This window comes from Brucella haematophila (genome assembly GCF_005938105.1).
GTDB classification, from domain to species: domain Bacteria; phylum Pseudomonadota; class Alphaproteobacteria; order Rhizobiales; family Rhizobiaceae; genus Brucella; species Brucella haematophila.
This window is the reverse complement of record NZ_VCPE01000002.1, coordinates 349,273-368,483: the sequence shown is the minus strand read 5'-3', so window position 1 is coordinate 368,483 and position 19,211 is coordinate 349,273. Positions and strand designations below refer to the sequence as shown.

Here is a 19,211-nt window from a genome sequence, read left to right as displayed (position 1 = left end):
GGAACTCTTTTGAAATATAAGGAGAAAATGCAGTTGTTCGGAAAGTTGGTCAGCTGGATGGCTGGACCGGCATCGAAGGCCTGCGATCAGGAAGGGAAGAGGCTTTCTTCATACCGATTTGCGATATGAAGAGCAAGTCACATGTAGTGACCGCAGATAAATTCTGCAACGGGAAAATGGCAGAAACCCGACAAAGCGGGCTTCTTTTTCTCACAAAACTACAATTAAAATGGTTTTACGATCACCAGAATGACGATTAGGACCATCAGAATGGTTGGCACTTCGTTAACGATTCGCCAATGCTTTGCCGATTTCGTGTTTTTGTCTTCCGCAAAAAGGCGCGTCGCTTTCGAGAGATAGCCATGCATGCCGGACATCAGCACAACCAGCAGCAGCTTGGCGTGCAGCCAGCCGCCTTGAAAGCGGAAGATTTCCCAAGCCATCCACAGACCGGCAATCCAGGTCACGGCCATGGCCGGGTTGATGATGAAGTGCAGCAGTCGCTTTTCCATCACCTTGAAAGTCTCGGAAGCTTCAGAACCGGGCTTGGTCGCTGTGTGATAGACGAACAGCCGTGGCAGATAGAGCATTCCGGCCATCCAGGCGATGACCGCGATCACGTGAACCGCCTTCACCCAGAGATAGGCGTCGGTTGGATTCACGTGAAACAATGCCCAGACGCCAAGCACCACAATCACGAGCGCTGCGATCATGCGGATATAGGCAGCCTTGGTGCTGCTCTTCGACACTGGCTGGCTCACGATTTTTCTCCACGAATACGATCGATCATGCGCTGGACATTCTCGACCGGCGCTTGAGGTGTAATGCCATGTCCGAGATTGAAGATCAGTGGGCCTTTCCCCAGACGTTCGAGGATTGCATCCACACCTTCATCAAGTGCGGAACCGCCCGCAACAACACGCAAAGGATCGAGATTGCCCTGAATGGCGCCATCTTCCTGCAAGGCTGCTGCGAAATTGAGCGGCACAGACCAGTCAAGGCCGAGCACATCAACGCCCGTCTTTTCGCGGTAGCCCGCATAAAGCATCCCTGCCCCTTTCGGGAAACCGATGATGCGCGCTTCGGGATAGACAGCGCGAACTTTCTGAACAATCCGCGCCACCGGCTGGATGCAGAACCGCTCAAAGCAATCTTCATCCAGAACACCGGACCATGAATCGAAAATCTGTACGGCGTCTGCGCCAGCATCCAGCTGTTCGATGAGATATTCGGCAGACACATCAGCTAAATCATTCAAAAGCTTTTCGAAGGCTTCCGGGAAGCGATAGGCGAAAAGACGGGCAGGTGCCTGATCCGGCGTGCCATGACCGGCGATCATATAGGTCGCAACGGTCCAGGGAGCGCCACAGAAGCCGAGCAGTGTCGTTTCGTCGGGCAACTGCTCGCGCAGCAGCCGAACCGTCTCGTAGACCGGCTCCAGCCGTTTGGCGACACCTTCCGTCTCAAGCCAGAAAATCTCGTCGGCGTCGATTGGGGTCATCAAAGGTCCCTTGCCCTCTTCAAAGCGAAGGTCGCGCCCAAGGGCGTGAGGGATGACCAGAATGTCGGAAAAGAGAATGGCTGCATCAAAGCCAAAACGGCGGATTGGCTGAAGCGTCACTTCGACAGCCAGATCTGGCGAATAACACAGATCGAGAAAGCTCCCTGCCTTCTTCCGTGTCTCTCGGTATTCGGGAAGGTAGCGACCGGCCTGACGCATCATCCAGATGGGAGGTGGAAAGACCGCTTCACCGTCGATCACTCTCAAGACTTTGCGTTTCATCTGATTTTTATCCGCCTTGTTGGTTGCCTGATCCGGTTTTGGTCTGAAGTTATCCAGTCCGGTTCTCATAAAGAAAGGATGATTCAGGAATCTTTTGATTCTTAGAGTCTGTTGGAATCGGGGATTAAGGTCTGTCCCGGTTTTCCCCACAGTTCCGAAATTGCCAACTTACCTTGTGCAATTTTTCGCCGCCAGTCTGACGGAAAACGCAAAAAACTCAATTCCCTCTTTTAATATAAAGGGTTACCAATTGACGCAGTTCATGCGCTTTTGTGGAAAAGCTGGGAATAATTGAGAGGTTTCCCGAAATTGCGAGTCTTGTCCACACATGTTGATGGCTGCTTCGCACATGTTCGCCCGCTGTGGATGACTTGCCAATTTTTCCACGGCCTGCCATGGCTTGTGGAAGAAGCCTCGGCCTTACGCACAGCCGTCAACAGGAGGGCAACAAAACTGTGACCAGAACGCTTTCCTACTTTCATCTCCATCTGATTTCTGATGCGACCGGAGAGACTCTCCTCGCAGCCGGACGCGCGGCAGCGGCGCAATATGCCAATGCGCGGGCCATTGAGCATATTTATCCACTGATCCGTACCGAGAAACAGCTGCGCAAGGTTCTGGAAGGGATCGATGCCGAACCGGGCATCGTTCTCTATACGATTGTCGATCAGAAACTGGCCGCGATCATCGATGAGGCCTGTGCGGAAATGGGCGTTCCCAGCGTTTCGGTGCTGGAACCGGTGCTGAACACGTTCCAGTCTTATCTGGGTGCGCCGGCACATCGCCGCGCAAGCGCGCAGCATGTGCTCAATGCCGATTATTTCCGCCGGATCGACGCGCTGAATTTCACGATGGAGCATGATGACGGACAATTGCCGCTCGATATCGAGGAGGCGGACGTCATTCTGGTCGGCATTTCGCGTACATCCAAGACGCCAACCAGCATTTATCTTGCCAATCGCGGCGTGAAGGCGACCAATGTTCCAATCGTTTTGGGCATTCCCGTTCCAGAAGTTCTGTTCACGGCCAAGCGTCCGCTGATTGTCGGGCTGGTTGCGACTGCGGAGCGAATCTCGCAAATCCGTCAGAACAGACCGCTCGGCAGTGTACCATCACTCGATACGGGACTTTACACAGACCGGGTGTCCATTTCCGAAGAACTGGCCTTTGCGCGCAACATCTGCAACAGACATGGCTGGCCGATCATCGATGTGTCGCGCCGTTCCATCGAGGAAACGGCTGCCGCCATATTGGCACTTTTGCGCACCGGGAAGAACGAAGGATTTCAATCATGACGACCAGGCTCATTCTTGCTTCCAAGAGCCCTTTCCGCTCGGCGCTGTTGAAAAATGCCGGAATCGAGTTTTCGGGCGAAAGCGCCGATATTGATGAGCGCGCCGTCGAAGCGCCGCTTTATGAATCGGGCGCAACGCCGGAAGAAGTGGCCCAGGTTCTGGCTGAAGCCAAGGCGCTCGATGTGAGCGAAAAAAATCCGGGTGCTGTGGTGATTGGTTGCGACCAGACCTTGTCGCTTGGTGACGAGATTTTCCATAAGCCTGCCAATATGGAAGCGGCGGGGCGTCAGCTTTTGCAGTTTTCCGGCAAGACGCACCAGCTCAACAGCGCGGTGGTTCTGGTGAAAGACGGCGAGACCCTGTGGCGTCATGTTTCGGTTGCGCGCATGACCATGCGCAAGCTCGATCCGGCTTTTGTCGGGCGCTATCTCGGCCGGGTTGGCGACAGCGCGCTTTCCAGCGTCGGCGCTTACCAGGTGGAAGGTCCGGGCATCCAGCTTTTCGAGAAGATCGAAGGCGATTATTTTACGATTGTCGGCCTGCCGCTGCTGCCGCTGCTTGCCGAACTGCGCAAGGAACATCTCATCGATGGCTGACACGATATCCGTGACGGGGCCGAAAGCTTTTGTCACCGGCTTTCCGATCAAACATTCGCGGTCGCCGCTGATCCATGGATTCTGGCTGAACGCGCTTGGCATTGACGGCTCTTATGATCCGATTGAAGTGAAACCGGAAGATTTTGCCGCTTTCGCCGCGTCGTTAGCCGAAAATGGTTTTGCGGGCGGCAATGTGACGATCCCGCATAAGGAAGCTGCTCACGCGGCAGCCGATAGTCTGGATGCGGCTGCAACGGCCATCGGCGCAGTCAACACGCTGTGGTTTGAAAACGGCAAGCTTCGCGGCGGCAATACGGATGCCTATGGTTTCGCAGCCAATCTTGATGATTATGCGCCGGGCTGGGACAATGCCGATACGGCGCTTGTTCTGGGCGCGGGCGGCGCCAGCCGCGCCGTTATTCACGCGCTTTTGTCGCGCGGCTTTTCAAAGATAACAGTTGTCAATCGCACAGCCAGCCGGGCTGAAGAACTGGCGACGCATTTCGGTGCTGCCGTTTCGGCATCCGGCTGGGAGGGCGCGCAGGAGCGCGTTGCCGATGCCGGATTGATCATCAACACGACGTCGCTCGGCATGAGCGGACATGACGACGAAGGCGGTTTTCCACTCGATCTGCGTGTCGCTTCAAAAGGCGCCATAGCGACAGATATTGTCTATGTTCCTCTCAAAACGCCTTTTCTCAAAGGTGCGGAAGAAGCTGGTCTCAGGACCGTCGACGGGCTTGGTATGTTGCTGCATCAGGCGGTTCCGGGTTTCGAACGCTGGTTTGGCCAAAAGCCAGAGGTGACGGCGGCGCTTCGCGAGCATATTCTAGCGGATATGGCAAAGGCTGGCGCTCTATGATCATTCTCGGACTGACAGGCTCCATCGGCATGGGAAAAACCACGGCGTCCAATATGTTCGCCGAGGCGGGTGTGCCTGTTTACAGCGCCGACGACGCCGTCCATCGGCTCTATTCAGGCCGCGCCGCGCCGCTGATTGAGGCGGCATTTCCCGGAACGGTGGCAAATGGCACTGTGGACCGTGAAAAACTCTCGGCTGAGGTCATCGGCAAGCCGGATGCCCTGAAGAAGCTCGAGAGCATCGTGCATCCGCTTGTACGCGAGGAAGAAGAAGCGTTTCTGCGCGAGGCGGAAGCGCAAGGCTCGGCTATCGCTCTGGTCGATATTCCGCTGTTGTTCGAAACCGGCGGTGAGAAGCGTGTGGACAGGATTGTGGTTGTGTCTGCTCCCGCCGATATACAGCGCGCGCGCGTTCTGGCGCGGCCCGGCATGACGGCAGAAAAGCTTGATGCCATTCTCGCCCGGCAGACACCGGATGCGGAAAAGCGCGCCCGCGCCGATTTCGTGCTCGATACCAGCGGAAGTTTTGACAATTTGCGTCAGCAGATAACGGCGGTTATCCAGAAATTGAGTGGAAAGCCGGCTGTCGCGACCGAATAGCCGTATTGGTCGTGCTATATGGTTTTAGATAATTTTCTGAGAGGTTCTTCAATGCGCGAGATCGTTTTCGATACCGAAACCACCGGTCTTGAAAGACTGGAGGATCGCGTGATCGAAATTGGCGGCGTGGAACTGATCAACAAGTTTCCCACAGGCCGCACATTCCACAAGTTCATCAATCCGCAGGGACGCCAGGTGCATCCCGAGGCGCTGGCCGTGCACGGCATCAGCAATGAGCAATTGCTGGACAAGCCAACTTTTGCGGAAATTCTGGACGAGTTTCTCGAATTTTTCGATGGCGCCAAACTGGTGGCCCACAACGCCATGTTCGACCTTGGCTTCATGAACGCCGAGCTTGAACGGCTTGGAAAGCCGGAAATCGCTGTGGAACGCATTGTGGATACGCTGGCGCTGGCGCGCCGCAAACATCCGATGGGTCCAAATTCGCTCGATGCATTATGCAAACGCTACGGCATCGACAACTCGCACCGCACGCTGCACGGGGCTTTGCTCGACTCGGAAATTCTGGCGGAAGTCTATATCGAGCTGATCGGCGGCAAGCAGACGGCGCTTGGTCTAAGCATGGATGGCGGCCCGAACAGCAGTGGTGCATCGGACGGTGGTGCAGCGATTGTGCTGGCGGCGCGCCCCGCCCCGCTTAAGCCCCGCATCAGCGAAACGGAACGCGCAGCCCACACGGCGCTTGTGGACGGCATGGGCGACAAGGCGATCTGGAAAAAATACTCGGCCTGAGAACCTGATAGTACGAAACGAAAAAGCCCGGCTTTGTAGCCGGGCTTTTTCGTATTGGAAAGCTATAAAGCTTAGCTCTTGACGGCAGCCTTGGCCTGTTCTTCAGCCATGCGCTGCTGGAACATCTGCGCGAAATCGATCGGGTCGATCATCAGCGGCGGGTAGCCGCCATTGCGCGTTGCGTCAGCAATGATCTGGCGCGCGAACGGGAACAGCAGACGCGGGCATTCGATGAACAGCAGCGGCAGCATATGCTCCTGCGGGATGCCCGAAATGCGGAAAACGCCGCCATAGACCAGTTCCGTGTTGAACAGAACGTCCTTGCCGTCCACAGCCTTGGCTTCCAGCGTCAGCACAACGTCGAAATCCGTTTCGGAAAGCGGATTGGCGTTCACGTTCACATTGATGTTGATCGAAGGCGCCTTCTCACGCGGGCGCAGCGACAGCGGCGCGCCCGGGCTTTCAAAGGACAGATCCTTCACATATTGCGCCAGAATGTTGAGGGACGGCTCGGCGGTCGCGCCGTTGCCATTCTTTACTTCGCCCGCAGCCTTATCGCTCATTATCGGTATGCCTTCTTTTCGGTAATTAAACTCGTTGCCCCAAAAGGCTGGTGGTCTGATTCCGACATTTGCTTTCCGTGCTACAGCCGCTGGGCAAATGTCGGAATTAAAAGACCACCAGCAACTTTAAATCTTCAGTGGAGTTTTCAAATTCGACGTTTGAAGCTGCGCCTATGTCGAACGGCGTTCAAACGTCAAATTAACTCCACTGGTGTGCTTGGCTAGCATGCGAGCGAGCATGAGGCAAGAAAGGCTTTCAACGTTAGCTATTGCTGCTGTTAGCCGTCTTTGCGCTCGCCTTTCCATGGCGAATTGTCATTCGGCTTGGTCGTATAGTCTTCCGGGTCGAGATCGATGACACGATCTTCGCGCCGGTTTGGACTGGACTGCTGATACTGGCTGTAGCCCTCCGAATAACGGGCCGATGTGGCGACAACCATGCGGCCGCGCACGAATTTTTCCCAGACAATATCGCGAATGAACGGGATGAAGAGCAGAATGCCGACGGTGCTGGTCACAAAGCCGGGCACGATCAGCATGATCGCGGCCAGAACCAGCATCGCGCCATGCACCATTTCACGATCCGGGACGCGGCCTGCCGCCGTTTCCGTGCGGATGCGCTGAAGAAGGCCGATGCCCTGCACGCGCAGCAGGAAAAAGCCCAGCATGGCGCTCAGGATCACCAGACCCAGTGTCGCGAAGACGCCGATATGGCTGCCGACGATCACAAAACCGGCGATCTCGATAAATGGCATTGCCAGCATGACGAGAGGGGCGAAAGAAGACGACACGTGAGTCAGGACCTTTTGTTGTTTGGTTGATGTTCCGAACATAGTGACAAATGTAGCTTTTTCAGGTTCGGAACGAAAATGAAACTGTTAACATGAAATATCAAATAGGTACGCGTGATCGGGATTTGAATGATTGCGCCTGCCGATCTATATGTATGAAACAGAAATTCACGATTGGAAGGGATTTGACGCCCTCTCCTTCAATCAACGGCAGGCGGTATGGAATTTTTCGACTTCGGCACAATCTTCTTCTTCATCGCAGCGGTGATCATTTTTCTCCAGCTGAGGAATGTTCTTGGCCGCCGTACTGGAAATGAAAAGCCGCCCTTCGATCCCTATACATCGGCCAAAAGCGCCGACAATGGCGCGCCTGCCGGGCCGGATAGCGACAATGTCGTGGCTCTGCCACGCCGCGCCGGTGAAAAAGACTTCACGGCAATCGACAAGATTGCTGCGACCGGAACACCGATCAATGACGGTTTGCGGGCCATTTATGCCGCTGATCCGACCTTCGAACCCGCCCGTTTCGTGGACGGTGTGAAGATCGCCTATGAAATGATTGTGATGTCCTTTGCCGATGGCGATCGCAAAGTTTTGAAGAATCTTCTGTCCAAGGAAGTCTATGAAGGCTTCGTTTCGGCCATCGAGGAACGCGAGCAGCGCGGCGAAAGCGTGCGCTCTTCCTTCGTGGGTATCGAGAAGGCGGAGATTGCAGCTGCCGAAATGAAGGGATCGGAAGCGCATGTGACGCTGAACATTGTGAGCCAGATGATTTCGGCGACGCTCGACAAGGAAGGCAAGCTGATCGACGGCGACCTGGAAAACGTGGTCGAGATCAAGGATTTGTGGACTTTCGCCCGCGATACGCGCTCGCGTGATCCCAATTGGAAGCTTGTCGCGACCGAAGCGGAAGATTAAGAGAAGGCTTAAGAATCGGGCCGCTGATTTCAGCGGCCTTTTTGTTTGTACTGGATAGAGCCGTTCCTTTTTAAAAGCGGAAACGTTGGAACTGCTCTATCAATTTGTTTTCACCGCATTTCCTTTGCAAAACCGTTTCACACTTTTGCTGGAAATGCTCTAGACGGATGCGGCTGTGAGCGACTTGGCGAGGATTTTCCGCCCGGTGGGTTTTTCCGATTGCCCCGGTTGGGACCGGGACGATCAGGCTCCCGCATTTGCTGCTTTTCGCCGTTCCGCCGATTATGCGGCGCATCAGACCTATCATAGCGGCAGCCTTGGCATCAGCTTCGAGGCTTTGCAAGCGGCCTTTGCCGCGGCACGGCATCTCGATAATCCCGATACGATTACCGCCCGCGCCTTTTTCGAACAGCATTTCGTTCCGTGCCGCATCGTTCCGGAACAGGAACAGGGCTTTGTGACCGGCTTTTACGAGCCGGAGATCGAAGCATCCCTTATCGCGGATGACAGATTTACCGTGCCGTTTCTGAGAAAGCCGGACGATCTCGTCAAGGTGACCGATGAGAACCGCCCCGCCGGTTTTGATCCGTCCTATGCGTTCGCTGGCCAGACGGAAGCCGGGCTTGTTGAATATGACGACCGCCGCCAGATCGAACTGGGCAGCCTTTCCGGGCGCGGGTTGGAGATTGCCTTCGTTGCAGACCGTGTGGATGCGTTTTTTGCTCATGTTCAGGGTGCAGCCAGACTGAAGCTCACCGATGGCGGCATGATGCGCATTACCTATGCTGCCAAGGCCGGCCATCCCTTCACAGGCATTGGACGCATTCTCGTCGCCAATGGAGAAATTCCCGCAGCGGATATTTCCATGCAGACGATCCGGCGCTGGCTGAAGGACCACCCCGACGAGGCGGATACGCTGATCTGGCAGAACCGGTCCTATATCTTCTTTCGGGAAGCGCCGGTGGATGATGTTGATGCAGGTCCGATTGCCGCTGCCAAGGTTCCGCTGACGGCGGGCCGGTCGCTGGCCGTTGACCGGCTGCTGCACACATTCGGCACGCCATTTTATGTCGATGCGCCGACTGTGACTGTTTTCGATGGCGCGCCTTTCGCTCGGCTGATGATCGCACAGGATACTGGCACGGCCATTGTCGGCCCAGCACGCGGCGATCTGTTTGCCGGGTCCGGCGATGCGGCTGGCGAGATTGCCGGTGGTATCAAGAGCGCTGCGGATTTCTATGCGCTTGTACCGCGTCATCTGGTGGGGGCGTGACCATGGCGCGCGACACCGATAAATCCGGCAAGGATTATCTGCGCCCGGAAGACCGTATTCTCTGGGAAACGGTCGCCAAGACTGCAAAGCCCTTAACGCGACAAAAGCCGGTCTCGGAAGAGTTGCCTGACTTCAAGACCTTGATGGCGGAAGAAGAAAAGCGTCCCGCTTTGAAAATGCCGCAGGCTTCGAGTGATGAAGGCGCCAAGCCGAAGAAAGGCTTGGCTTCGCTCAGTGAAATGCAGATCAAGTCGCTGGATAAGCCGACCCATCGCAAGATCGCCAAAGGCAGGGTTGATATTGAGGCGCGGATCGATCTTCACGGTCTCACGCAGAATGAGGCTCATGGCCTTCTCTATAGTTTTCTGGTCAGCGCTCATGCACGCGGCCTGCGTCATGTGATGGTGATCACTGGAAAAGGGCGTTCTTTCGGCAGCGAAGGCATCTTGCGCCAGGCCGTGCCGCACTGGTTTTCCACACCGCTGTTCCGGCTTCTGGTAAGCGCTTTTGAAGATGCCGCACGCCATCATGGCGGTCACGGCGCGCTTTATGTCCGGCTGCGCCGCCAGACCCAGCAGAACCTGCTTGGCGGGGGTCTGGGCGGAGGCAGGCAGCAACGATGACCCCGTTCGGTAAGCGATTGCGAGAACTGCGGGAAGAGCGCGGCGTGACGCAAAAGGATATGGCGGCGGCGCTGCGCGTTTCGCCTGCTTATCTGTCGGCGCTGGAACATGGCCGGCGCGGACAGCCGACCTGGGATCTGCTTCAGCGCATCATCACCTATTTCAATATCATCTGGGATGAGGCGGAAGAGCTGCAAAGCCTTGCGGCTGTTTCACATCCGCGTGTGGTGATCGATACGTCAGGCCTGTCGCCACAGGCGACGGAACTTGCCAATCTTCTGGCGCGTAATATCCGCATCATCGACAAGGAAACGATCAAGCGCCTCAGCGATGATATCGAGACGGCGCGAAAGCGCCGTCGCGGGATCATTCCGAAAAGCTGAATTGGTTCCTGCGCATCGAAGCGGGATCAGAAAACAGTCCAGTGGACTGTTTTCCCAGCGTAGGCGCTGCGTACTTTTGCTGGAAATGCTTTCCTGATCAGAACAGCGCCTTCAGCTCGTCCAGCTTGGAGTTGACCAGCCAGCCGTAGTAATTTTCCTGCGGCATTTGCGGGTCGGAACGCCCTGCATTCTCGTTTGCGAGCGCACGGGCGCGGGCATCGGCACCGCCGGTATTATAGAGCGTGGCGGTCAGGCCCGGATTTTTGGAAATATCGAAACCGGCAATCTGGCGATAGGAGTTGATTGACTGTTTCAGGGTCGCTGCGATGTAAGGCAGCGTCAGATCCGGGTCCATGATGGTCTTGTAGACGGCGCTGCCGTCTTCCGCATCAAGCTTCGGCAGACCGGAAACGCGGTTCACCATGTCGGTCATCTGCAACGCGGTCAGCGGATTGATCTGGCCGAGGCCAAATGTCTGCCCACCATAGAAAGGCTGGAAGAAAACGGCACTGAAGCGGTTGTTCGGATAGGAATTGCCGCCCACCGACTTGCCCCGGAACGTCTTGTTCCAGACCGTTTCACGGCATGACCACAGCGAATAGCTGTCCTTGAATTTCAGGCAGTCGGCGAATTCCGGGCGCTTGATGAACTGCCCGATGCTTTCGCCATTATAGCCGAAGTTCACGCCCTGATTCACATAGGACATGGCTTTCACATAATAGGTCTGAAGCCGGTCATAGACGTCGACATTATAGGTGTGCTCACCGACAATCGCGCCGACAATATGAATGGGGTCGATGCCATAGGCGGCGGCGGTCGAACGAATCTTCGAGCGCAGCGAGGCATCCTTCTTCAGAAGATTATAGATCTTCTGGTACTTCTTCTCATAGGTGGTGCTCAGTTCGCGCGTGCGCTTGGCGGAAGCGCCGGGAATCGGCGGCTGTTCCGCATTGCGGTTGCCGGGCGGCACGACCGTCACGGCATAGGCGCTCTGGCTGGCGAGCATGAAGGCCAGGGTAACACCAGCAACAGTGGAAACCGGTTTTGCATTGGAAATGGCGCGGAAACAAAAGCCAGCAATGCGGTTCAGTGTACTGTTGCTCATCATTGTACGGAAGCGGCCCTGATATGGTAAATGGATCGTGAAATTGTGGGCAAAATAGAAAACCCCCCGACGCAAGTCGAGGGGTTTCTTTATCGAGGCATGAAAGCGACAGCGGCCGTGGCTTTCGGGTCACTTAGCGCTACAGTTGCTTTCTTCGTGATGCCGGTCTGCAACGAGCAATTTCTTGCGCGCCGGTGCTCGAAAATCACTCGTTTCGCCACGGCCTGACGAATTTGCAACTGTAGTGTCAGTTGTCGCGGTTTACAGAATGAAGCGCGACAGGTCGGTGTTCTTGGACAGAGCACCCACCTTTTCCTTCACATAGTTCGCGTCGACGGTGAAGGTCGCGCCGGTTTTATCCGGGGCAGTGAACGAAATCTCGTCCAGAACCTTTTCCATCACCGTCTGCAAGCGGCGCGCGCCGATGTTTTCGACGGTCGCATTCAGATCGACTGCAATATCGGCAAGAGCGTCAATGGCGTCGTCGGTGAAGGAAAGCGTCACCTCTTCCGTCTGCATCAGGGAAATATACTGCTTGATCAGGCTTGCCTCCGTTTCCGTGAGGATACGGCGGAAGTCTTCGCGCGTCAGAGCGGAAAGCTCGACGCGGATCGGCAGACGGCCCTGCAATTCCGGCAGAAGATCGGACGGCTTCGACACATGGAATGCGCCGGAGGTGATGAAGAGGATATGATCCGTCTTCACCGGTCCGTATTTGGTCGCAACCGTGGTGCCTTCGACGAGCGGCAACAGATCGCGCTGCACGCCTTCGCGTGAAACGCCAGCACCGCCGCCGCCTTCGCGAGAGGCGATCTTGTCGATCTCGTCGATGAACACAATGCCTTCGTCTTCGGTGACGCGCAGCGCTTCCTGCACAATCTGGTCCTGATCGAGCAGCTTGTCGGATTCATCATTGACGAGGATTGCATAGGAATCCTTCACCGTGGTCTTGCGCGTCTTGGTGCGCCCGCCCATGGCCTTGCCCAGCATGTCCGACAGGTTGAGCACGCCGATGTTCGCGCCCGGCATGCCGGGGATTTCGAAATTCGAGTTCGATCCGGTATCGGCGACCTCGACCTCGATTTCCTTGTCGTCCAGCTCGCCGTTGCGCAGCTTCTTGCGGAAACTGTCGCGCGTGGCAGGGCTTGCCGTCTTGCCGACCAAAGCTTCGAGAACGCGTTCCTCGGCATTGAGATGCGCCTTGGCCTTCACGTCGTCGCGGCGCTTTTCACGCACGAGCGCAATGGCGACTTCAACGAGGTCACGGATGATCTGTTCCACGTCGCGGCCGACATAGCCCACTTCGGTGAACTTGGTGGCTTCGACCTTGACGAAAGGCGCGCCTGCAAGCTTGGCGAGGCGGCGCGAGATTTCCGTCTTGCCGACGCCGGTCGGTCCGATCATCAGAATGTTCTTCGGCATGACCTCTTCGCGCATCTGCCCTTCGAGCTGCTGGCGGCGCCAGCGATTGCGCAAGGCGATGGCCACGGCGCGCTTGGCGTCGTTCTGGCCGATGATGAACCGGTCAAGTTCCGAAACGATTTCACGGGGAGAGAAGTTACTCATTTTACAACCCACTTTGCCACTGCTTGATGAACTCGAACGGATGCAGCAGCATGATCACGTTGAGCGTAAGATTGTCGCGAATGACGATCAGCGCCAGAATTTCAAAAAAGAGCGCGATGGCGACGGTGATTTTGGTTGGCAGCTTTGCGGCGATCAGAAAGCCGAGCGCGGCGGCGAGCGTATCGGAAACCGAATTGACGATGCTGTCGCCGAAATAGTCCACCGAGGACGTATTGGCGCGATAGCGTTCAATGATGAAGTTCGAGTTTTCGACCAGCTCCCAGACCGCTTCGATGCCGACCGCAGCCGCAAGTCTCAAGCCGAGCGGGGCTTTGGGCGCGATGACCGTGAACAGCCAGTAGAACAGAAAGCCATGGATGATATGCGACAGCGTGTACCAGTCGGCTATATGCTGCGAATTCTCCGATTTCAGAGAACCCGACCATAGTTTTATGGTGCCGCATTCACACATGGCGATCCGCCCGTCGAGGTGCAGCCAGGTGGCTTGCACCGCGATGATGGCAATCACGATCAGGACGCCCAGGCCCCAGCGTTGTCCACTCGGTTTGGTGACCTGCGCAAGCGAGCTCATTCTGCGTCCAGGCTTTCCACGAGGATATTGTGGTTGGTGTAGATGCAGATATCGGCTGCGATCTCCATCGCCTTGCGGGCGATCTCTTCTGCAGACTTGTCGGTGTCGATCAGCGCACGGGCCGCAGCCAGCGCATAATTGCCGCCCGAACCGATGGCCATAACGCCATGTTCCGGCTCAAGCACGTCGCCGGTGCCGGTAAGCGCCAGCGTCACCTTGCTGTCGGCCACAAGCATCATGGCTTCGAGCTTGCGCAGATAACGGTCGGTGCGCCAGTCCTTGGCGAGTTCGACCGAAGCGCGCATGAGCTGGTCGGGATATTGCTCCAGCTTGGCTTCGAGGCGCTCCAGAAGGGTGAAGGCGTCGGCGGTCGCGCCGGCGAAACCGGCAATGACATTGCCCTTGCCGATGCGGCGAACCTTGCGCGCATTGCCCTTCATGACGGTATTGCCGAGCGAGACCTGGCCGTCGCCTGCAATCACGACCTTGCCGTTCTTGCGGACGGTCACGATGGTCGTACCGTAAATCGTTGTGGGATTGTGTTCGATCATGGATGCTCCTTTGGCGGCTCATGCAATCCCGGACGGCGATCCCACAAGCCCCTTCATCTGAGGGTGAACCACTTCAGCCGGTCGTCTTGCCGGATGAATCGCGTTTCAATGTGGATATTTAAGAACAGCCCCCTGAATTGCAAATACTGAATTGCAAATGCCGAATTGCTGCTTGTCGGATTGGCAAAAGCATTTGGCAAAGCGGGCAAGCTGTTCTAGAACGCCTCCAGTACCCCAATGAGGATCGCTTATGACTGCTGAAAGCACCCGCAAGGCAAGTATCGAACGCTCCACGAAAGAGACGAGCATTGCCGTTTCTGTTGATGTGGATGGCGTCGGCAAGTTCGACATCACAACCGGTGTCGGCTTCTTCGATCACATGCTCGAGCAGCTTTCGCGACATTCGCTCATCGATATGCGCGTCATGGCCAAGGGCGACCTGCATATCGATGATCACCACACGGTTGAAGATACTGGCATTGCACTCGGTCAGGCTCTCGCCAAAGCCTTGGGCGAACGCCGCGGCATCGTGCGCTATGCTTCGCTTGATCTCGCCATGGACGACACACTGACCGGAGCGGCGGTCGACGTATCCGGCCGCGCTTATCTGGTGTGGAACGTCAATTTCCCGGCAGCCAAGATCGGCACCTTCGATACCGAGCTTGTGCGTGAGTTCTTCCAGGCCTTTGCGATGAATGCAGGCATTACGCTGCATATCAACAACCATTATGGCGCCAATAACCACCATATCGCCGAGTCGATCTTCAAGGCGGTGGCCCGGGTTCTGCGCACGGCGCTGGAAACCGATCCGCGCCAGAAGGATGCAATCCCCTCCACCAAGGGGTCGCTGAAGGGATAATTCATGACCCAGTTCGTCGTTCTGGAACCAACCGAAGCGTCTTCCAAAAAGAAGCGCAGCGGGTCGAGCGTTGAACATTCCGTGTTCGTGCGCGACGGATTCCATGTAATGGCGCTGGTTCTGCCGTTTGTCTGGCTTGCGATGCAGCGCCTCTGGTTCGAGGCCTTTGCCGTTCTCGGCGTCACGTTTTTGCTCGGCTTTGCCGGGAGTTACTTCGGCGTTGCCGATGCGGTTTCCCTGCTGACACTGATCGTTTCGCTGTTCGTGGCCTTTGAAGGCTCGAACTGGAAAATCGCGAAACTGAAGCGTCAGGGCTATATCGAACGGGCGGCAATCGACGCCAGCGATCTCGACGAGGCGGAAATCCGTTATTTCTTCGGGCGCACAGCGTCTGACACCACTATCGCGGAAAAGCCTGCCCCTGCATTGGATACGGTCACGGCCAATCGATGGGACAAGGCGTCCCCGCGTCCCACTTATTCCTCTACTGGCTCCACGATCGGATTCGTGGGTCATCGCGGAGAAAACTGAAAATGCGTGTTGCGATAATCGACTATGGTTCCGGCAATCTTCGCTCGGCCACCAAGGCCTTTGAGCGTGCCGCCCGTGAAAGCGGCATAAATGCCGAAATCGAACTGACGGCAGATGCCGCGCGGGTGGCCTCTGCCGACCGCGTGGTGTTGCCGGGCGTTGGCGCTTATGCCGATTGCCGTGCCGGTCTTCATGCCGTGTCGGGCATGGTTGAAGCGCTTGATGAAGTTGTCATCAAGAAGGGCCATCCGTTTCTCGGCATTTGCGTCGGCATGCAGCTCATGTCCGAGCGCGGATTGGAAAAGACCGTGACCGAAGGCCTCGGCTGGATCGCGGGCGATGTGCGCGAAATGACGCCGTCTGACCCGACACTGAAGATTCCGCAAATCGGCTGGAATCGGATTCACGTGAAACAATCGCATCAGGCGCATCCGATTTTCGATGGAATCGAGACCGGCGAGAACGGCTTGCACGCCTATTTCGTCCATTCCTATATGTTCGACGCGAAGAAGGCGGACGAGGTTCTGGCCGTGACGGATTACGGTGGCGATGTTACCGCTGCTGTCGGTCGCGACAATATGGTGGGAACCCAGTTCCACCCGGAAAAGAGCCAGCTGCTCGGCCTTTCGCTCATTGCCAATTTCCTGAAATGGAAGCCTTGAAGACATGATCCTTTTTCCCGCCATCGATTTGAAAGACGGTCAATGCGTGCGCCTGAAGCTCGGCGACATGGATCAGGCCACCGTCTACAACACCGATCCCGCCGCGCAGGCCAAGGCCTTTGAAGATCAGGGCTTTGAATGGCTGCATGTGGTCGATCTTAACGGCGCTTTTGCGGGCGAGAGCGTCAACGGCGCTGCGGTCGAAGCAATCCTGAAAGCCACCAAAAATCCGGTGCAACTGGGTGGTGGCATTCGCACGCTACAGCACATTGAAAGCTGGCTTTCCAAGGGGCTGCGTCGCGTCATTCTCGGTACGGTTGCCGTGCGCGACCCGGCGCTGGTGATCGAAGCCTGCAAGGCGTTTCCGGGACAGGTCGCTGTCGGCATCGACGCCAAGGGCGGCAAGGTCGCCGTTGAAGGCTGGGCCGAAGCCTCCCAGCTTGGCGTGATTGAACTTGCGAAGAAGTTTGAAGGCGCTGGCGTCGCCGCCATCATCTATACGGATATCGACCGCGACGGCGTACTGGCCGGCATCAACTGGGAATCGACGCTGGCGCTCGCCGAGGCGGTTTCCATTCCGGTGATCGCATCGGGCGGTCTTGCTTCGATGGACGATATCAAGCGTCTGGCCGCACCGGATGCGCGCAAACTCGAAGGCGCGATTTCGGGCCGTGCGCTTTATGACGGTCGCATCGATCCGGCTGAAGCACTTTCATTGCTGAGGGCCACAGCATGACTTTGAAAGCACGCGTAATTCCCTGTCTCGATGTGAAGGATGGCCGCGTCGTCAAGGGCGTCAACTTTGTCGATCTGATCGATGCGGGCGATCCGGTGGAAGCTGCCCGCGCTTATGATGCGGCGGGAGCGGACGAATTGTGCTTCCTCGACATCACGGCGTCCTCGGACAATCGCGAGACAATTTTCGATGTAGTGGCCCGGACTGCAGAACAGTGCTTCATGCCGCTAACCGTCGGTGGCGGTGTGCGTCAGGTTGCGGATATCCGCAAACTGCTTCTGGCCGGTGCCGACAAGGTGTCGATCAACACGGCAGCGGTGAAGAACCCGGAATTCGTTGCTGAGGCGGCAGACAAGTTCGGCAATCAGTGCATCGTCGTCGCCATCGACGCCAAGAAGGTTTCGGGCGAAGGCGAAGCGGATCGTTGGGAAATCTTCACCCATGGCGGTCGCCAGACGACCGGCATCGATGCGGTGGAGTTCGCCCGCAAGGTGGTCGATCTGGGTGCAGGCGAAATCCTGCTCACCTCGATGGATCGCGATGGCACCAAGGCCGGTTACGATGTGGCGCTGACCCGTGCTGTGGCTGACAGCGTGCGCGTGCCGGTGATCGCTTCGGGTGGCGTCGGCAATCTGGATCACATGGTGGCCGGTATCCGCGACGGCCACGCAACGGCTGTGCTGGCTGCTTCGATCTTCCACTTCGGCACCTATTCGATCGGCGAAGCCAAGCGCTATATGGCCGAAGCCGGCATTCCGATGCGGCTCGATCCGGTTCGCTGAACAAAGAATATAAATGACGGGAGGAACCCCGATGAGCCAGTTTACGCTCACAGATCTTGAACGCATCGTGGCGGAACGCGCCAGCGTGACTGACGGATCGTCCTATACGGCAAGCCTTGTTGCCAGAGGCCCGAACAAGGCTTCGCAGAAACTGGGCGAAGAAGCCGTGGAAACGGTGATTGCTGCTGTTTCCGGCGACCGCGCAGGCGTGGTTTCCGAAAGCGCCGATCTGCTTTATCACCTGATGGTGGTCTGGAAAATTGCCGGTGTGCCGCTCGAAGAGGTTCTCCAGGAACTCGACCGCCGCACGGGCCAGACCGGCCTTGAAGAAAAGGCCGCTCGCCCGAAGGCGTGATCCTGCAAAGGATCGCGCTGAATAGAAGGCCAGAGAGACGACAGTTCATGTGGGAAAAAGTGGATCAGCTCACCCCTTCCAGATATTCGCCCTACCGCTTTTTCTCGGCAGAGGAATGGGCAGGCTTTCGCGCGGATACTCCCCTCACCCTGACCTATGAAGAGGTCAAGCGGTTGCGTTCGCTCGGCGATCCCATCGATCTTGATGAGGTCCGTCGCATCTATCTGTCGCTGTCGCGGCTGCTTTATGCGCATGTCGAGGCAAGCCAGCTTTTGTTTCGCCAGCGCCAGCAATTCCTCAATATGGAGGAATCCTTCAAGACGCCCTTCATCATCGGCGTTGCCGGTTCGGTGGCCGTGGGCAAGTCCACGACAGCGCGTATTCTGAAAGAACTGCTCGCCCGCTGGCCTTCCAGCCCGAAGGTCGATCTGGTGACGACGGATGGTTTTCTCTATCCCAATGCCGTTCTGCGCGAGCAGAACATGATGGAGCGCAAGGGCTTTCCGGAAAGCTACGATATTGGCGCTGTTCTGCGCTTCTTGTCGGCGATCAAGGCGGGCATGAGCCATGTGCGCGCGCCGCTTTATTCGCATCTGAGCTATGACGTGCTGCCGAACGACTATCAGGTGGTCGACAAGCCGGACATTCTAATTTTCGAGGGCATCAATGTCCTTCAGGTGCGCGATCTGCCGGAAGACGGCAAAATGGTGCCCTTCGTGTCGGACTTCTTCGACTTCTCGATCTATATCGATGCCGATCCGGAACTGATCCACAAATGGTATATCGACCGTTTCATGCGCCTGCGCGAAACGGCCTTCCGCGATCCACAATCCTTCTTCCATCGCTATTCGCAGCTTTCGGAAGACGCGGCGCGCTCCATCGGCGAAGGTCTGTGGCAGAATATCAATCTGCGCAATCTCAATGAGAATATCCTCCCGACCCGACCGCGCGCGGACCTGATCCTGCGCAAGGGTAGCGACCATCTGATCGAAGAGGTCGCACTCAGGAAGATATGAAAAGAGGCCGGGGAAAC

Annotated in this window: 24 protein-coding genes; 16 read left to right on the top strand and 8 right to left on the bottom strand. The window is 56.7% G+C overall.

The annotated features are described in order from the left end of the window. Positions 1-224: 224 nt before the first annotated feature. On the bottom strand, positions 225-713 hold the full coding sequence (gene hemJ, locus FGI60_RS04540; RefSeq protein WP_138784240.1) for a protoporphyrinogen oxidase HemJ: 489 nt from the start codon (positions 711-713) through the stop codon (positions 225-227). 44 nt (positions 714-757) lie between these two features. Further along, positions 758-1,783, bottom strand: coding sequence for a uroporphyrinogen decarboxylase (hemE, locus tag FGI60_RS04535; protein ID WP_121536872.1), 1,026 nt, complete (start codon positions 1,781-1,783; stop codon positions 758-760). Between the two features lie 455 nt (positions 1,784-2,238). Here hemE and FGI60_RS04525 point away from each other — a divergent pair, with 455 nt between their 5' ends. From FGI60_RS04525 to dnaQ, 5 genes are read left to right on the top strand one after another with little or no spacing between them, the layout of a single operon-like run. Then, positions 2,239-3,078: a pyruvate, water dikinase regulatory protein gene (locus FGI60_RS04525; RefSeq protein WP_138784113.1), complete on the top strand. Its 840-nt coding sequence runs from the start codon at positions 2,239-2,241 to the stop codon at positions 3,076-3,078. Continuing rightward, entirely contained in the window at positions 3,075-3,674 is a 600-nt protein-coding gene (locus tag FGI60_RS04520) for a Maf-like protein (RefSeq protein ID WP_138784112.1), read from the top strand. Before FGI60_RS04525 ends, FGI60_RS04520 begins: the two co-directional genes overlap by 4 nt. Continuing rightward, on the top strand, positions 3,667-4,536 hold the full coding sequence (locus tag FGI60_RS04515) for a shikimate dehydrogenase (RefSeq protein ID WP_138784111.1): 870 nt from the start codon (positions 3,667-3,669) through the stop codon (positions 4,534-4,536). Before FGI60_RS04520 ends, FGI60_RS04515 begins: the two co-directional genes overlap by 8 nt. Then, positions 4,533-5,135 carry a dephospho-CoA kinase gene (coaE, locus tag FGI60_RS04510; RefSeq protein WP_138784110.1) on the top strand — a complete coding sequence of 201 codons (603 nt, stop codon included), beginning with the start codon at positions 4,533-4,535 and terminating at the stop codon, positions 5,133-5,135. Before FGI60_RS04515 ends, coaE begins: the two co-directional genes overlap by 4 nt. Positions 5,136-5,186: 51 nt before the next feature. After that, positions 5,187-5,888, top strand: a complete 702-nt coding sequence (dnaQ, locus tag FGI60_RS04505) for a DNA polymerase III subunit epsilon (RefSeq protein ID WP_138784109.1) — start codon at positions 5,187-5,189, stop codon at positions 5,886-5,888. A 71-nt stretch (positions 5,889-5,959) separates the two neighbouring features. On the opposite strand, the gene secB is transcribed toward dnaQ, so the two are convergent. Both secB and FGI60_RS04495 read right to left on the bottom strand, forming a co-directional pair. Next, positions 5,960-6,451 carry a protein-export chaperone SecB gene (gene secB, locus FGI60_RS04500; protein ID WP_078337629.1) on the bottom strand — a complete coding sequence of 164 codons (492 nt, stop codon included), beginning with the start codon at positions 6,449-6,451 and terminating at the stop codon, positions 5,960-5,962. A 278-nt stretch (positions 6,452-6,729) separates the two neighbouring features. After that, complete coding sequence (locus FGI60_RS04495) at positions 6,730-7,242, bottom strand: FxsA family protein (RefSeq protein WP_138784108.1); 513 nt, start codon at positions 7,240-7,242, stop codon at positions 6,730-6,732. 219 nt (positions 7,243-7,461) lie between these two features. Between FGI60_RS04495 and FGI60_RS04490 the strand changes: the two genes are divergently transcribed. From FGI60_RS04490 to FGI60_RS04475, 4 genes are all read left to right on the top strand, one after another. Beyond that, positions 7,462-8,160 carry a Tim44/TimA family putative adaptor protein gene (locus FGI60_RS04490; RefSeq protein ID WP_138784107.1) on the top strand — a complete coding sequence of 233 codons (699 nt, stop codon included), beginning with the start codon at positions 7,462-7,464 and terminating at the stop codon, positions 8,158-8,160. 175 nt (positions 8,161-8,335) lie between these two features. After that, positions 8,336-9,433 carry a murein transglycosylase A gene (gene mltA / locus FGI60_RS04485; RefSeq protein WP_138784106.1) on the top strand — a complete coding sequence of 366 codons (1,098 nt, stop codon included), beginning with the start codon at positions 8,336-8,338 and terminating at the stop codon, positions 9,431-9,433. Positions 9,434-9,435: 2 nt separating this feature from the next. Beyond that, entirely contained in the window at positions 9,436-10,056 is a 621-nt protein-coding gene (locus tag FGI60_RS04480) for a Smr/MutS family protein (RefSeq protein ID WP_138784105.1), read from the top strand. Continuing rightward, positions 10,053-10,439 carry a helix-turn-helix domain-containing protein gene (locus tag FGI60_RS04475; RefSeq protein ID WP_138784104.1) on the top strand — a complete coding sequence of 129 codons (387 nt, stop codon included), beginning with the start codon at positions 10,053-10,055 and terminating at the stop codon, positions 10,437-10,439. Before FGI60_RS04480 ends, FGI60_RS04475 begins: the two co-directional genes overlap by 4 nt. 97 nt (positions 10,440-10,536) lie before the next feature. Here FGI60_RS04475 and FGI60_RS04470 read toward each other — a convergent pair whose 3' ends face one another. The 4 genes from FGI60_RS04470 to hslV all read right to left on the bottom strand — a co-directional run bounded on the left by FGI60_RS04470 (position 10,537) and on the right by hslV (position 14,253). After that, complete coding sequence (locus FGI60_RS04470) at positions 10,537-11,544, bottom strand: DUF1402 family protein (protein WP_138784239.1); 1,008 nt, start codon at positions 11,542-11,544, stop codon at positions 10,537-10,539. A gap of 261 nt (positions 11,545-11,805) precedes the next feature. After that, positions 11,806-13,110, bottom strand: a complete 1,305-nt coding sequence (gene hslU / locus FGI60_RS04465; RefSeq protein ID WP_078337635.1) for an ATP-dependent protease ATPase subunit HslU — start codon at positions 13,108-13,110, stop codon at positions 11,806-11,808. Between the two features lies 1 nt (position 13,111). Next, positions 13,112-13,702, bottom strand: a complete 591-nt coding sequence (locus tag FGI60_RS04460) for a DUF2585 domain-containing protein (RefSeq protein ID WP_138784103.1) — start codon at positions 13,700-13,702, stop codon at positions 13,112-13,114. Beyond that, complete coding sequence (gene hslV / locus FGI60_RS04455; RefSeq protein ID WP_078337637.1) at positions 13,699-14,253, bottom strand: ATP-dependent protease subunit HslV; 555 nt, start codon at positions 14,251-14,253, stop codon at positions 13,699-13,701. Before hslV ends, FGI60_RS04460 begins: the two co-directional genes overlap by 4 nt. A 250-nt stretch (positions 14,254-14,503) precedes the next feature. Here hslV and hisB point away from each other — a divergent pair, with 250 nt between their 5' ends. Genes hisB through coaA form a run of 7 tightly spaced genes read left to right on the top strand, consistent with a single transcriptional unit; the run spans position 14,504 to position 19,194 of the window. Then, the gene (gene hisB / locus FGI60_RS04450) at positions 14,504-15,112 is read left to right on the top strand and encodes an imidazoleglycerol-phosphate dehydratase HisB (RefSeq protein ID WP_138784102.1); all 609 of its coding nucleotides are present in this window, start codon (positions 14,504-14,506) and stop codon (positions 15,110-15,112) included. Between the two features lie 3 nt (positions 15,113-15,115). Beyond that, positions 15,116-15,643 (top strand): DUF2628 domain-containing protein, encoded by a 528-nt coding sequence (locus tag FGI60_RS04445; protein WP_138784101.1) that lies wholly within the window; start codon positions 15,116-15,118, stop codon positions 15,641-15,643. 2 nt (positions 15,644-15,645) lie between these two features. Then, a complete protein-coding gene (gene hisH, locus FGI60_RS04440) occupies positions 15,646-16,305 on the top strand; it encodes an imidazole glycerol phosphate synthase subunit HisH (protein WP_138784100.1) in 660 nt (219 codons plus the stop codon). A 4-nt stretch (positions 16,306-16,309) separates the two neighbouring features. Beyond that, on the top strand, positions 16,310-17,041 hold the full coding sequence (hisA, locus tag FGI60_RS04435) for a 1-(5-phosphoribosyl)-5-[(5-phosphoribosylamino)methylideneamino]imidazole-4-carboxamide isomerase (protein ID WP_138784099.1): 732 nt from the start codon (positions 16,310-16,312) through the stop codon (positions 17,039-17,041). Further along, a complete protein-coding gene (hisF, locus tag FGI60_RS04430) occupies positions 17,038-17,823 on the top strand; it encodes an imidazole glycerol phosphate synthase subunit HisF (protein WP_078337642.1) in 786 nt (261 codons plus the stop codon). Before hisA ends, hisF begins: the two co-directional genes overlap by 4 nt. Positions 17,824-17,854: 31 nt before the next feature. Then, positions 17,855-18,178 (top strand): phosphoribosyl-ATP diphosphatase, encoded by a 324-nt coding sequence (locus FGI60_RS04425; protein WP_138784098.1) that lies wholly within the window; start codon positions 17,855-17,857, stop codon positions 18,176-18,178. Positions 18,179-18,225: 47 nt separating this feature from the next. Beyond that, positions 18,226-19,194: a type I pantothenate kinase gene (coaA, locus tag FGI60_RS04420; RefSeq protein ID WP_138784097.1), complete on the top strand. Its 969-nt coding sequence runs from the start codon at positions 18,226-18,228 to the stop codon at positions 19,192-19,194. The last annotated feature ends 17 nt before the right edge of the window (positions 19,195-19,211 follow it).